Here is a 13811-nt window from a genome sequence, read left to right as displayed (position 1 = left end):
CCATCCGGCCCTTTAGTTTGTATCGGTGTGGATCGTTCCCCGCACCCATGAGGCCGCAATGCCGATCACGCACAGGGCAGTGAAGATGACAAAAGCCACCGTAACGCTGGTCATCAGCCCCGGGTAGACCGCGGGTGTGATGGTCTCTGAACCGATAAAGACCGCAAAGCAGAACATCGCGATTGCCATGGAAAGGAGCTGGCCGGTTGACCGCATGGTGGCATTCATCCCTGACGCGATGGCAAGGTGACGCTTCTCCACCGAGCTCATGATGGCGTTGGTGTTGGGCGAGGAGAAGATGCCGTAGCCCAGGCCCATTACCATGAGGCTTCCGACAATGACCCAGAGCGGTGTTGACGGGGTGAGGAGAATGCAGAACGAGAGGCCGAGCGCTGTTATGGCCATCCCAGCCGTGGAGACGAAACGCGGCTCGATCCGGTCGGAGAGGCGCCCCGCGATGGGAGAGAAGATCATCTGGATGACGGGCTGTGCCACGAGGATGAAGCCGGCAGATGCTGCCGAGAAGCCCTGGATATACTGGAGGTAGAGCGAGAGCAGGACACCCACGCCGAACGTTGCGCCATAGTTGATCATCGCGGCGATATTGGAGAAGACGAATGTCCGGTTGCCGGAGAAGACCGAGAAATCGATTAGCGGATGATCCATGTTCCGCTCCCACCGGAGGAAGACTGCGCCCGCACCGAGAGCAACAGCGATCCATGCAAGACCGGCAGGGTCCGGCAGGATGAGCATACCGTTGATGAACGTAAAGAGCATGATGCAGTAGATGGCGGCCCCAACCCGGTCGAGCGTCTCGCCCGCTGCATCGGCCCACTCGTGCCGGATGCCACTGAGCGTGAACGCGATGGTGATGAGGCCGAGCGGGATATTGACCAGGAAAATGGACGGCCAGCCGAAGAGATCGGTAAGGATCCCGCCCAGGAACGGGCCAAGCGAGAGGCCTGCATAGACCGTGGCAATCGTGATGCCAAGCGCCCATCCCCGTTCGCCCGGCCCGTAGACCTGCGTAACGATGGCAAGCGATGTTGCGAAGAGCATGGCGCCCCCGATCCCCTGGATGAACCGCAGCGCAATCAGCAGTTCCACGGATGGTGCAACAGCGCAGGCGAGCGATGCAATGGTGTAGAGGATGACGCCAGAGAGGAAGATCTTCTTCCTCCCGGCAATGTCGGCAAAGCGGCCGAATGGCACGATGAAGATGGCAGCGGAGATGATGTACGCGGAGGTGATCCAGCCCAGCATCACCGCGTCTGCATTGAACTGCACCGCCATGGCCGGGAGGGCAATGGTTATGGACGAACTGGTGAAGGGGACGAGGAAACCTGCGAGTGCGGCCACAAAGAGGATGGTCTTCTTCTCGCGTGCATCGATCATGCGTAACCGGAACTTGGCTTTGATGGCGTTAAAGGATGATGGTTACAGGGAAATTTCATCAGGGGGAAGGCTTTTTTCTTTTCTGCCCGGGCAAGACCGCGCAGGCTATCACACTGCGATACTACACGCGTGCACAAACTAAAAAGTGCCACAAGAGCATTGATCTGGTGAAAGGCATGGATCCGTACGATGTTGCTGTTATCGGGGGAGGGCCGGCCGGGCTCTTCTGCGCGATCCATGCCACATCGCCGTCATGCCGCGTTGTGCTGTTCGAGAAGAGCGAACAACCCGGAAAAAAGCTCCTGCTCTCGGGGACCGGGCAATGCAATATCACCCATGCCGGGGAGATCCGGGATTTCCTTACCCGGTACGGTGATCACGGGAAATTCCTTAAACCGGCGCTGATGGGCTTTTCCAACACGGACCTCATCCGGTTCTTCTCGGGACGGGGGCTCGCCATGATGACGGAAGAGAACGGCAAGGTCTTTCCGAAAACCCGCTCGGCTGCCGATGTCCTCTCCCTGCTGCTCGGAGAATGCAGGACGCGGGGCGTTGAGGTCCGGTGCGGGGAACCGGTGATTGACGTGGAGAAGACCGCAGACGGTTTTCTCATTACCACCGCGACAGGCTCATTTCCGGTCCGGGCCGTTGCCATCACTACCGGGGGGGCATCGTACCCGAAGACCGGCTCTTCGGGCGACGGCATCCGGCTTGCGGCAGGGCTCGGCCAGCCGGTGACGGATCTGTTCCCGGCTCTCACGCCGGTCACGGTGCGGGACTACCCGTTCGCCGGTCTTGCCGGCATCTCGTTTGAAGAGATCCCCTTCTCGCTCTGGCATGGCGGCAGGAAAACCGGATCGTTCTGCGGCGACATCCTCTTCACGCACACCGGGCTCTCCGGCCCGGGCATCCTCGACGCCTCGCGGTATTTCACGCCCGGGGACACACTCCGGGCATCGTTTGCCGGGAAGGCTCCCCGCGACGCCTTTGACCGGGACCTGGCAGCACTCCTCCAGGCCCAGGGCACACGACTGGTCCGGACTGCGATGACCAGCCTTCACCTGCCCGACCGGTTCATGAGAGCAATCCTCGAACTCTCCGGCATTCCGGACGACCTCACATGCGCTCATGTAACGGCCAGCCAGAGAAAGGAGATCGTGACAAGGTGCACGGAGTTCCCGTTTGTCATCGACCATCTCGGGGACTTCTCCATTGCAATGGCCACCCGTGGCGGCATTGCACTTGAGTCCGTGAACCAGAAGACCATGGAATCAAAGATCATCCCCGGTCTCTTCTTTGCCGGAGAGGTGCTGGACATTGACGGGAACACCGGGGGCTATAATCTCCAGGCCGCGTTCTCGACCGGATATGCTGCTGCGATGGCGCTTCGGAACCGGCAGGGCAGCCCTTCCTGAACGCGGTTCCTGTGAGCATCAGGCCGTTGGATGAAATTAACCGGCACCTTAAAATCCCGGACAGCGCACCGGGTACCTATGGAATTGGCATTCAGGAAGAAATGGGGCATCATGTTCAAGGCCGTGGTCATCATGCTCGGCCTGCTGGTTATCCGTACGGCAATCGATCTTGCCGGGTACGACATCATACCAGTCAACCGGGTGGTCGGTGCGTTCATCACGGGCGCCATCTTCACCATCGCAATCATTTTTACCGGCACGTTCACGGATTTCAAGGAGAGCGAGAAAGTGGGGTCCGAACTCGCCACGGCATTAAAAGCCCTGTACAACGACAGCCGGGTGCTTCCTCTGGCTGACGAGAAAACCCTGATTATCTTCCGTTCCCATATCCGGGATCTCCACCGCACCATCCGCGACAGCCTGCTGGAAAACCGGTTTGAGCTCAGCGCGGTCAACCAGGCTATGGACAGGATGAACAACGATATCCGCACGCTGGCGTTCCTGAATGTGGCACCGCCCCTGATCGCCAAACTCCGGAATGAGATGGGCGCCATCGATAAGATCTGCAACCGCATCGAAGTGATCATCCGCACGGACTTCATCCCCGCAGCCTATGCGCTCGCAGAGCTTGCTACCGGGGGCGTTGTCCTGCTCCTCTTCTTCCTCCACATGGACAATATATTCGAGAGCACGATGATCTTTGTCATTGTTACCACCATGCTCATCGGCCTGCTCCTCCTCATCCACGACATGGACAACCCGTTCGAGTTCGGGCCCGATGCATTCGCGGACGTGGACCTCGAATCGCTGGTGATGCTGGAGAAGTATTTCGACGAGCAGGATGCAGCGATGGAGAAAAGCGGGACCGGGAAGGCGTGAGAGCTGAAACGGGAATTGACACTTTTTATTCTTGTGACACTCTCAATCAAAATTTGTTGATAATCTCAATCGAACTGATGGGGGCTGATGCCCCCATACCCCAAAGGGATGACTGCCGCCGCCCCGAAGGGCGCCCCGCGGCGGCCTTCAATTACCGGCTCTTCCCGTAAAGAAAACTACCCCGCTGTGCCCTGAGATGAGCCATGAGGCGGGGAGCCCTTATAATTTCCAGCTGTCATATGACATTCATCATTCAGACATGAAGATGGCAGATTGTAGAAACGGCATTATCCATTTTTTCAGAACAAGTCTTTGAAATACTTATAAAAAAAGATCGGTGTTGATTGAAGAGAAAATAAGTAACTTTTACTCCCCGCTCTTCTTCACGCCACCCGGTCCAATAGTTATCCCGGCCTTCTTAATGAGGTAGTATCCGGCAGTGAGACCGACAATGATGACACCAATGCTCATCATCTCGAAACCGTACTCGAACCCGTTCATGTTCGAGGGGTCCATCAGGATAACCTTCCTCGCCACGGCAATGACCGCAAGCAGGATCACGATCTCGACATGGATGGTGTTCTCACGGAAATATGCCTTGATGGTGTCGAGGAGTTCAACGCCAATCAGGACAAGCAGGAACGCTCCGAGGACATTGATCATCTCAGATGATTCCATCAGGATCGGGCTTGTTGTGACGAGTGCACTAAAGAGGAGTATGGCAAGATCTGCCATGGCAGTGATAAGGACGACAACAAGCATCACCATCAGGGCTGCGTAGATACACTTCTCAATCTTATCTATGCCAGAAATTACTTTCATGATTGGTCAGTCCCTCCAGGGAACAAGGTCCGGCTCGGCCGGGTCGTACAGGTTTACGACATCGCCGATCACGATGACCGCGGGGGGTTTGACACCGGTCTTCTTTGCCTCGCCCGCGATGGTGGCAAGCGTGCCGGCCGTGACCCTGCGGTCTTTTCTCAGGCCGCGTTCGATGATGGCAACCTTTGTCTCTTTCGCTTTCCCGTTCTTCACCAGCACTGCTGCAATCTTTGCAAGGTTCGCCACACCCATAAGGATGACGATCGTGCCCCGGCTCTTTGCCAGCAGCTCCCAGTCAAGCGCCGGTTCCGCCTTGGTCGGGTCCTCGTTCCCGGTCAGCACCGTGACCTGGCTTGCGTACTTCCGGTGCGTGAGCGGGATCCCGACCGATGCAGGCACCGCAAGGGCGCTGGAGATCCCCGGCACCATCTCGACCTCGATCCCCGCAGCCCGGACTGTTTCGAGTTCCTCGCCGCCCCGGCCGAACAGGAACGGATCGCCGCCCTTGAGCCGGACAACAATCTTCCCTTTCTGTGCCCGGTCCACCATCAGCGCCTCGATCTCGTCCTGCTCAAGGTTGTGCTTCCCGCCGTATTTCCCGCAATCGATCTTCTCTGCGCCGGCCGGAAGGGTCGAGAGGATCTCCTCACCCGGCAGCTGGTCAAAGAGCACGACCTCAGCGCGGTCAATCACGTCGCGGCCCCGCCGCGTGAGAAGCCCTTCTGCTCCCGGTCCCGATCCTACGAGGTAAACTTTTCCTTTCATCCGGTAATCCCCAGTTGCTTGTACGCTTCATCTATGAGGCCCTGCGCCTTTGCCTTCAGCTTCCTGCCCTCTTCCCGGGCCTGGCCGATATCCTTTACATCGACCTCGATCCGCTCGGCCCGGGTCCCGTCCAGCGACAGCACTTCGGCGATGAGGTGCCCGCCGCGGGAGAAGATCCCAAGGGGCGTGAAGCAGCCGCCGCCAAGCTTCTCCATCACAGCCCGCTCGATGGCGATATCGGTACGGGTCTCCGGGTGGTCGAGAGCCGAGAGAACCTCCACGAGCGACGGGTCTGCCCTGCTGACCACCGCGACCGTGCCCTGGTTCGGTGACGGGACGAACTTCTCCGGCGGGAGCCGCCGGCCGTCAATCTTGATGCCAAGCCGCTGGAGGCCGGCTTCGGCAAGCATGATACCGTCGTACTCGCCGGCACTCATCTTCCGGATCCGCGTGTCCACGTTGCCGCGGAGGTCCTTAATCGTGATCCCCCGGTCGTGCCGGAGGAGCTGGGCCCTCCTGCGCGTGCTCGATGTGCCGATGACCCGTACGTGGGCAAATTCACCCTTGTGGGCAAGGTAATCCGCTGGCGAGTCGCGTTTCAGGATTGCTGCGGTAAAAAGGCCGCTCGGGCGGAATGCCGGGATGTCCTTCATGCTGTGCACGGCACAATCGATGGTGCCTGCAAGGATCGCATCGTCCAGTGCCCGGACAAATACACCCTGTCCACCGATCTCGTGGAGCGGGACATGGGTCGTGGTATCACCCTGCGTGTTGATGATGATCTTCTCGGACTCTATCCCGAGATCATCGAGTTTCTTGATTACCGTCTCTGTCTGGACAAGGGCGAGCTTACTGCCCCGGGTCCCTATCCTTATCGGCATTTCCGGTACGCCTGTGCCAGTGCGGCGAGATCGTGATCCGTGTGCGCTTCTGAGAGGAAGTTGGTCTCGAACTGCGAGGGCGGCAGGAAGATCCCGGCATCGAGCATCTTCTTCCAGAAGACCCTGAATGCAGCGGTGTCGCACTCCTTCACTTCGCGGTAATTCTGCGGGGGCGAAGCCCTAAAGAAATACTTAAACATCGAGCCGAGGCGGACAAAACACCCTCCCTTCATGTCACCGATGCCCTCTTCCAGGGCCCGACACTTCTCTTCGAGGTTCCGGTAGAGCGACGCGTTCCCGTGCAGGTACCGGAGAGTGGCTATGCCCGCGGTGAGCGAGAGCGGATTGCCCGAGAAGGTCCCTGCCTGGTATACCGGTCCCTGCGGTGCAACGAGCTCCATGATCTCCCGCCGACCTCCGAATGCCCCGATGGGCAGACCCCCGCCGATGATCTTGCCAAGGGTAGTGAGATCGGGTTTTACCCCGAATTTCTTCTGCGCCCCGCCGATGCCGACACGGTATCCCGTGATCACTTCATCGAAGATGAGGAGGACGCCGTGCGCCTTCGTGATCTCCCGGATCTCTTTGAGATAGTTATCGTGCGGAAGGACCGGGCCGATGTTCCCCATCACCGGTTCGATGATGAGGGCTGCAATGTCCTTGTTCTTCGCAAGGACAGCCTCCAGTGCTTCGGGATCGTTGAACGGCACCTGCCGTGTGTGGGCCACGAGGTCGGAAAGCACCCCGGCCGAGTCCGGGACGCCCATCGTGGTGGCGCCGGAACCGGCCTTGACGAGGACTGCATCATGGGCGCCGTGGAACCCACCCTCGATCTTCACGATGTCTTTTTTGCCGGTGAACCCGCGGGCGAGCCGGATCGCGGCCATGGTGGCCTCCGAGCCGCTCGAAACGAACCGGACCATGTCCATGCCCGGGTGGTCGCCGGTGATCATCTTTGCGAACTCCGGTTCGAACGGCGACGGCGTCCCGTAGAGCCAGCCGCGGGCCAGCTGCTCCTCGATGGCACTGCCGATCTCCGGGTGCGCGTGACCGAGGATCAGTGGCCCATAGGCCATGCAGCAGTCGATGAGCACAGCCCTGTCGGCAGTTGCGAGGTGCGCTCCTTTTGCACCAGTTGTGTAGAACGGGTAGGGCTTGATCGCCCGCACGGGACTGCTGACACCGCCGGGCATCAGGGTCTTTGCAAGGTCAAAGAGCTCGCTGCTTTTCATCGTCTTCTCAGTGTTCATGAAGCCACCCTGCAACTTCGCCGGCAAAGTAGGTGATGATGAGATCGGCGCCCGCACGCTTGATGCAGGTGAGCGACTCGATGATCGTCTCCCGCTCTTTAAGCCAGCCATTCTTCGCCGCGGCTTTGATCATCGAGTACTCCCCGCTCACCTGGTACGCTGCAACAGGGAGGCCGAGCGTTGCGACCTCAGAGAGCACGTCCAGGTAGAACCCCGCGGGTTTGACCATCAGGATATCGGCGCCTTCATCTGCATCCATCTGCGATTCGAGGACCGCCTCGCGGCTGTTGGCGGGGTTGATCTGGTACGTGGACCGGTCGCCAAAGGAGAAGCCGGAGTCCGCCGCCTCGCGGAACGGGCCGTAGAGTGCCGAGGCGAACTTCGTGGAGTACGACATGATCAGGACCTCGTCATACCCGGCCTCGTCCAGTGCCGTGCGGATCGAGCCGACCATCCCATCCAGCATGCAGGAAGGGGCGACGATGTCCACGCCGGCTTCCGCGTGACTGACGGCGATCCGGTCCATCAGGACAAGCGAGGGATCGTTTAAGAGATCCGTCCCGCTCCTTGTCTCGCCCACGATCCCGCAGTGCCCGTGATCGGTGTACTCGCAGGCGCAGACGTCCGTGATGACGACCATGCCCGGCACTGCCTCCTTGACAAGCCGGACTGCCTGCTGGACAACGCCCTGCGGGTCGTATGCCGACTTTGCCTCAGCGTCCTTCTCCTTTGGGATACCAAAGAGGAGGACAGCCCGGATCCCTTTCTTCCAGAGCGATTCGGCTTCCGCTGCAATGCCGCCAACCGGGTACCGGAACTGCCCGGGCATGGCATCGATGGGCTTGTTTGCCGTGATGTTCTCGTCCACAAAAAGGGGTGCGATCAGGTCATTTTTTGAAAGCGTGACCTCGCGCAGGAGCGGCTGGATATTCCGGGACCGTGTCCTCCGCATCCGGCGTTTGGGAAAGATGCTCGTTTCTGCCACCACCTGCTTTACTTCTGGTGAGTACTTTTTGGTCCATGGTATTTATGGTTGCAGTATCTGTGCCGGCCGGCAGGGAGTCACAACCCGCTGCATTTCTGCTCGTTCTCGCATTGCTGCTTTAAGGCGCACGCGAGCCGGAGGGCGCTTGCGACAAGGTTCGACAAGTCCTCCTGCGTGTACCGGTTGTTCTCGATAAGCTCCTTGTCCTTGGTCGTGTCCTCGTCGTTCTCGCCAACCCACGAGGCTATCGCGACCTCGGGGATGTGGAACCCGAGCCAGGAGAAGAAGTTCATCAGGTTGCCCGACACATGCTGGACGCCGTCCACGTGGCCGATCACGATGAGCCCGGCAACCTTGTTCTGGATCAGCCGGTTGCCGAACCACGAGTACTGGTTCTCGATGGCGTTCATACGTTCGACAAATTTCTGGACGAGGGCCGAATGGTTGTTCCAGCGGATCGGCGTTGCGAGGATCAGGATGTCGCACGCAAGCACCGCATCGTACACTTTCTGCATCTCGTCGTCCTCGTACTTCATCGAGCTCTGGCAGGGGTAGGTGCAGTACGCGGGGTTCTCGGAATAGTTTCCTTCGCACTCGTATATCTTCAGGTCCTTTAACCGGATGAACTCGGTCGTGCACCCGAACTCCCGGTACTGGGCAAGGGCTTTGTCAAGAAGCGCCTCGGACTTGCTCATCACCGGCTGCTGCCGGCTCGACCCGGAGATCCCGAGGACCCGGATCTTCTTGCAGATTGCCTTGTCCGGGATGGGAATGATGTTGACACCGAACTTTCGTCCAACAAGCGGGGCAGGCATGATTTAATTATCATGGAGAGGAGGATAATCTACTTGTTGATTACGGGGTGGGGAGATGGACACAAAAGACCAGACATTCATTGATGAAAACCGGAAGAAATGCATCTGCGGGCCCTGCCCGAGCTACAACGAGTGCATGCGGGCGGGAGAGGAACTCTTATTCTGTGTCACCGGAAAGAGTGCCGACTGCGTGTTCGAGAAGAAAGGCTGCATCTGCCCATCGTGCCCGGTGACAAAGGAGCTCGGCCTGAAGAAAGCCTACTACTGCATCAGGGGCACGCAGGAAGAGCAGGAGCAGAAATAGTCCTGCCGGCGGGCATGGCAGCGACATCTTTTTTATTCGCACGGGGGTATGATAGATAATGCGCAATCTCCCTTACCTGATTCTCGCGATTCTCCTGTGCGGCGTTCTTGCCGCTTCAGGGTGCACATCCAGTACGGCCAATCCTCCCCCCGTGACCGCAACCGCGATCTCCCTTCCTTCGATTGCTCTCGACCGTACCGATCTTCCCGATGGCTACGTCATGACGATGAGCAGGGAGAAGAGTTCAGCGGATATGAGCCGGCTCGCCCGGTCGCTCGGCTGGGAAGGCGGGTATGTCGTGGAGTATACGAAATCCTCTGATCCGGCAACCGTGATCCTCCATTCCCTTGCCGGGTATAAGGAAGGCAGTATGCCGGATGTCATCGAGTACGTGAACAGGGCAGACCGGTCCTGCGGTGACCTTGAATATTTCGATATTGCCGTAACCGGTCTTGGGGATAAGAGCCGGGCGTTTGTCGGCTACGTGCCGGACAAAGGGCAGGTAGCAATCCCGGTTCCCACTCCCGCTTCCGGAGCCATTCCCGATACCGCAATATCAAAAGAGGGATCGAACACGATGACCTGCGGTCAGGGCTATCTCGAGATCATCTTTGCCAAAGGCACTGTTCTCGAAGTGATCCGGTTTACCGGACCGGTCATTGATGATAAGGAAGCGATTGCGATCGCACAGAAAGCGTACAACAAGCTCCCGTGAGTCCATCCCATTTTTTTTATTTGAAGGAATCAATCCGCAAACGTTATTATCGTGAAAAGTAATCAGGCGTTTATGCTTGGACTTCTCGCTTCCATGACGGTCTTTGGTCTCCCGCTCGCGATTGTGTTTGGGATAATCACCATTCTCTGTCTTTTCATCACCGCACTGCTCGGGTATCTGGTGCTGAAAGGAAAGTACAACATCCCGTTCGCGTGGCATATGCGGATGGCGGCTGCGACACTCATTTTTGCTGTGGTCCACGCGGTGCTGGTCATTGCGTGGTTGTCGGGCTGAGGAGTAAATGAATTTTTGATCTTGTTTTGATCCAATTATCTGAAAAATCGGAAAAGTGATCACCCCCCCTTGCGCCAGCCCAGCCCCCAATGGGGGCGGGGGCGCTGAGGATTCCTCGGAATTACCAATACATGGATTTGCTGATAAGCCGTTGCCCAGCGAGGGGTCGACAGAAATCGAGCGTCGCATCAGCGAGGTTCGATTGGAGAAGACGCAAGTCTTCGACTCCCCCGAGCGACTCCACGAGTAGCGTGGAGGGGGTGGAATCATCTCTTCAACAGAATGAGGAACCGAAAAGACTGAGAAAAATCGCGATCACCCTATTCCTTCTCCGGCTTCCCCTCAATCCGGTCGCCTTTCGTGATAGCATTGACGAGCGCTTCTGCGGAAACTGCGTCGCCCTCCTCCGCACAGGTGCGGATCGAGTAGGTGGCGTCGGTTAAGAGTTTCTTTGTCAGGACCCGGGTCAGGTCATCGATGACGGCCGCAGTCTTCTCGTCCGCTGCACCGAGCCGGGAGAGGGCGCGTTCGCGTTCCCGGACCCGGACCTCTTCGGCCCAGGTGTGGAGCGAGGCAAGGTAGCACTCGGCAGTCCTGCGGTTCAGGTGCCGGAGGAAGAGTGAAAGCTCGGCTTCGACAAAGCCGTGCGCCCGGTCGGCCTCGGCTTTTCTCGTGCTCATGGTCTGCTCGTTTACCGAACGCAGGTCATCGATGGTGTAGAGCCTGACGCCATCGATCGTGCCGGCGCCCTCTTCCACATCGCGGGGCTGGGCGATGTCAACGAGGATGAGGGGGCGGGGATGGCCCTCGGGCGGCCAGCACCGGTCCCGCATGGCATGGGCGAGCTCGGCCCGCTTTATCACGGCATGCGGGGCGGCCGTGCAGGAGATGACCACATCCGAGAGCGTGATGTAGCGGTAAAGATCATTGAACTTCACGGCCTTGCCGCCAATCTTGCCGGCCAGGATCTCGGCCCGCTTGTACGTGCGGTTCGCAACGTACATCGCGGTGAGGTGTTTCGCTGCGAGGGCCTGGGCTACAAGGAGCCCCATCTCGCCGCTGCCTACAACAAGGATGTGCTTTCCCGCAAGGGACCCGATCTCGGCCTCTGCCAGCTGTACGGCGGCAGAGCCGATCGAGACCGAGCCCCGGTTGATGAGCGTGCGCCGCCGCACTTCCACGCCCACGTGGACTGCCTTGTTGATGCAGGTCTCGAGGAACTCGCTTGCGGTGCCGGCTTCCTGTGCGTCCGATAGCGATTTTTTGAGCTGCCCGATGATCTGGTCCTCGCCCACGATCATCGAGTCGATGCCGGACGCGAGGGAAAAGAGGTGACGGAGGGCTCCCGGGCCCTCGTGCACAAAGAAGTCCTTTCTCCCCTGTTCTGCAAGGAACGCCCGGAGCCCGTCTGCATCGCCTTCAACCAGGACCTCGACGCGGTTACAGGTCTGGAGGATCATCACACCCGGGAACCGGTTGCGGGCTGCCTCAAGAAACGCGGGCTCGTCAGGGAAGCGGAACGCCTCGATCATGGTCACGTTCGCGGTGTGGTGGCTCACGCCCGCGATCGCGAGCGGTGCCGTCTGGCATTCAGCCATGCAGGTACCTCCGCTTCACATCTTCCCAGGCCGCATCGTTGCTGGAGAAGAGCGCTTCCCAGACCGTGTGGTCTTCGAGCACGTTCCGGAGGATGGCGTTCCGCTTTGCCTGGTCCGGCTCCGTCTTCTTCAGTTCCTCGCGGAGCCGTTTCTGCAACGCGATCATCGCGTCCAGCGCCGGGTACTCGTCCTCGATCTGTTCGCGGATGAACCGCGAGACAGCAGGGCTCGACCCGTCCGTGCTGATCGCGATCGTGTAGTGGTCGCCTCCCGTGATCGCGGGGAGCACAACGTCGCCGCTCTCACCGTCCGCGTTGTTGTACAGGATCCCCATGGCCTTGCAGAGCCTGCCGACCCGGTTGTTGATCTCCGGGTCCGAGACCGCAGTGATCACAAGGAACGCGTACCGGATCAGGTCCAAGAGCTTCAGGTCGCTGATCGAGTCGAGGTCCAGCTCCACCCGCGTGAACTGCAGGCTGTTGAACTGTGGGACAAACGACCGGCTCACGACGGTGAGATGCGACTTTCCCGAGAAGTACGCAGCCTTCCGTGCAGCAACATTTCCCCCTCCGAAGATGACAACGAGCTTGTCGGAACAGTCAACGAAGAGAGGGATCATCTGCTATAAGATTGAGCGATCTTGGAGAAAAATCCTGTGGAATTCGTTTGGCAGAAGATACATTCCGCGTCCGCGCCTTACTCAAGCCCGCGGATATAGGGGGAATATGTTTTCAGGAAATACTCTTCCAGTCCTTCCCGCGAACGGGGCAGTGACCTACCGGTTTGCGTCTCGAAGAATACAAAACAGAGTTCGAGAAACTCAAGCGCGGTTTTGGTCATTTCCGTAACCTTTGCCGGATTGTATTTCAGGTAATGGACACGACCGGCCGTATCAACGCCATAACGGGACGGGATGTAATAACTTTCCAGCCGGCTCATGACCGGGAGGAATTCCCGGAACCGGTTATCCAGTTCACCGGATGCAGGAATGACATGGACAGTGAAGAGATCCGATGCATGGTGATCGCGGGCGACGACAATAGATTCCAGGGCGAGACATCCTTTTGCGCCTTTTTCGCAAACCTGCTGGGCATGGAAGACCGCAACCGGGTAGAGCCGGTTCTCAAGGGCCGGGCTGATGGTGTCGCGGTCGAACAGCGCATCGGCAAAGTACCGGACTGCCCGCGCTTCGTGGATATCAGACATGGTAACCGATTGTGGCGCCGTCCATGACGATCGGGCGGACCTTCCGGCCACCCGGAACTGCCCGGGACAAAACGTCCCTGCCATGAATAAGCCGGTGGTGCTTTGAGATCTCGTACAGGATCGGTGAATCGCTCTTCAGGTCGTCATGATCAAGAATGATGAGGTCAACCGACCGACTGGTCTTCCCAAGCAGGGCGTGTCTCACTGCGGCGACTGATTCGGTATATGCCTCCGGGAGACTGTCGACAACCGCTACAATATCGTAATCGCTTCCGGTATCCGCATCCCCCCGGGCCAGGCTCCCGAAAAGGTAGATTGCCTCGACACCTTCAATCCTTGGAAGTACGGCTGCGGTGATTGTTTCAAGATCGCCATCGATACCGGAAGTCTTTCGTTTTCCGGGATTCTTTTTTGCCTGCCTGGCTTTTGTCATAGTGTCTTCCCGGCTCCTTGGCCGGACTCGTTACCGGATATTATCTGGCGGTTT

General features: G+C 58.7%; 16 protein-coding genes. 5 read left to right on the top strand and 11 right to left on the bottom strand.

Annotated elements, in window-relative coordinates:
- Positions 1 to 12 precede the first annotated feature (12 nt).
- Positions 13 to 1395, bottom strand: coding sequence for an MFS transporter (locus tag PHF39_RS03485; RefSeq protein WP_300220216.1), 1383 nt, complete (start codon positions 1393 to 1395; stop codon positions 13 to 15).
- A gap of 176 nt (positions 1396 to 1571) precedes the next feature.
- Between PHF39_RS03485 and PHF39_RS03480 the strand changes: the two genes are divergently transcribed.
- The gene (locus tag PHF39_RS03480; protein WP_300220214.1) at positions 1572 to 2810 is read left to right on the top strand and encodes an NAD(P)/FAD-dependent oxidoreductase; all 1239 of its coding nucleotides are present in this window, start codon (positions 1572 to 1574) and stop codon (positions 2808 to 2810) included.
- Between the two features lie 78 nt (positions 2811 to 2888).
- Positions 2889 to 3689, top strand: coding sequence for a hypothetical protein (locus PHF39_RS03475; protein WP_300220212.1), 801 nt, complete (start codon positions 2889 to 2891; stop codon positions 3687 to 3689).
- Positions 3690 to 4055: 366 nt separating this feature from the next.
- On the opposite strand, the gene PHF39_RS03470 is transcribed toward PHF39_RS03475, so the two are convergent.
- The 6 genes from PHF39_RS03470 to PHF39_RS03445 form a co-directional block, all read right to left on the bottom strand.
- Positions 4056 to 4511, bottom strand: coding sequence for a phosphate-starvation-inducible PsiE family protein (locus PHF39_RS03470; protein ID WP_300220210.1), 456 nt, complete (start codon positions 4509 to 4511; stop codon positions 4056 to 4058).
- Between the two features lie 6 nt (positions 4512 to 4517).
- A complete protein-coding gene (gene cobA, locus PHF39_RS03465) occupies positions 4518 to 5276 on the bottom strand; it encodes a uroporphyrinogen-III C-methyltransferase (protein ID WP_300220208.1) in 759 nt (252 codons plus the stop codon).
- The gene (gene hemC / locus PHF39_RS03460; protein WP_300220206.1) at positions 5273 to 6157 is read right to left on the bottom strand and encodes a hydroxymethylbilane synthase; all 885 of its coding nucleotides are present in this window, start codon (positions 6155 to 6157) and stop codon (positions 5273 to 5275) included. Before hemC ends, cobA begins: the two co-directional genes overlap by 4 nt.
- Positions 6148 to 7389: a glutamate-1-semialdehyde 2,1-aminomutase gene (gene hemL / locus PHF39_RS03455; protein WP_300220274.1), complete on the bottom strand. Its 1242-nt coding sequence runs from the start codon at positions 7387 to 7389 to the stop codon at positions 6148 to 6150. Before hemL ends, hemC begins: the two co-directional genes overlap by 10 nt.
- Positions 7390 to 7396: 7 nt before the next feature.
- A complete protein-coding gene (hemB, locus tag PHF39_RS03450; protein WP_300220272.1) occupies positions 7397 to 8377 on the bottom strand; it encodes a porphobilinogen synthase in 981 nt (326 codons plus the stop codon).
- A gap of 92 nt (positions 8378 to 8469) precedes the next feature.
- Entirely contained in the window at positions 8470 to 9207 is a 738-nt protein-coding gene (locus PHF39_RS03445) for a flavodoxin family protein (protein WP_300220204.1), read from the bottom strand.
- Between the two features lie 55 nt (positions 9208 to 9262).
- Here PHF39_RS03445 and PHF39_RS03440 point away from each other — a divergent pair, with 55 nt between their 5' ends.
- The 3 genes from PHF39_RS03440 (at position 9263) to PHF39_RS03430 (ending at position 10520) form a co-directional block, all read left to right on the top strand.
- Positions 9263 to 9511 carry a DUF2769 domain-containing protein gene (locus PHF39_RS03440; protein WP_300220203.1) on the top strand — a complete coding sequence of 83 codons (249 nt, stop codon included), beginning with the start codon at positions 9263 to 9265 and terminating at the stop codon, positions 9509 to 9511.
- 58 nt (positions 9512 to 9569) lie between these two features.
- The gene (locus PHF39_RS03435) at positions 9570 to 10226 is read left to right on the top strand and encodes a hypothetical protein (RefSeq protein ID WP_300220201.1); all 657 of its coding nucleotides are present in this window, start codon (positions 9570 to 9572) and stop codon (positions 10224 to 10226) included.
- 72 nt (positions 10227 to 10298) lie between these two features.
- Positions 10299 to 10520 (top strand): hypothetical protein, encoded by a 222-nt coding sequence (locus tag PHF39_RS03430; RefSeq protein WP_300220199.1) that lies wholly within the window; start codon positions 10299 to 10301, stop codon positions 10518 to 10520.
- Between the two features lie 320 nt (positions 10521 to 10840).
- Here the strand turns inward: PHF39_RS03430 and hemA are convergent, their stop codons facing one another.
- From hemA to PHF39_RS03410, 4 genes are all read right to left on the bottom strand, one after another.
- Positions 10841 to 12118, bottom strand: a complete 1278-nt coding sequence (gene hemA, locus PHF39_RS03425; RefSeq protein ID WP_300220197.1) for a glutamyl-tRNA reductase — start codon at positions 12116 to 12118, stop codon at positions 10841 to 10843.
- Positions 12111 to 12737 (bottom strand): bifunctional precorrin-2 dehydrogenase/sirohydrochlorin ferrochelatase, encoded by a 627-nt coding sequence (locus tag PHF39_RS03420; RefSeq protein ID WP_300220196.1) that lies wholly within the window; start codon positions 12735 to 12737, stop codon positions 12111 to 12113. Before PHF39_RS03420 ends, hemA begins: the two co-directional genes overlap by 8 nt.
- Before the next feature lie 77 nt (positions 12738 to 12814).
- On the bottom strand, positions 12815 to 13324 hold the full coding sequence (locus PHF39_RS03415; RefSeq protein ID WP_300220194.1) for a HEPN domain-containing protein: 510 nt from the start codon (positions 13322 to 13324) through the stop codon (positions 12815 to 12817).
- Positions 13317 to 13757 (bottom strand): nucleotidyltransferase domain-containing protein, encoded by a 441-nt coding sequence (locus PHF39_RS03410; RefSeq protein WP_300220192.1) that lies wholly within the window; start codon positions 13755 to 13757, stop codon positions 13317 to 13319. The genes PHF39_RS03415 and PHF39_RS03410 overlap by 8 nt, the downstream gene beginning before the upstream one ends.
- Between the last annotated feature and the right edge of the window lie 54 nt (positions 13758 to 13811).

It is taken from the genome of Methanoregula sp., assembly GCF_028712425.1.
In the GTDB taxonomy this organism is placed as follows: domain Archaea; phylum Halobacteriota; class Methanomicrobia; order Methanomicrobiales; family Methanospirillaceae; genus Methanoregula.
This window is presented reverse-complemented; position numbering and strand designations above follow the sequence as displayed.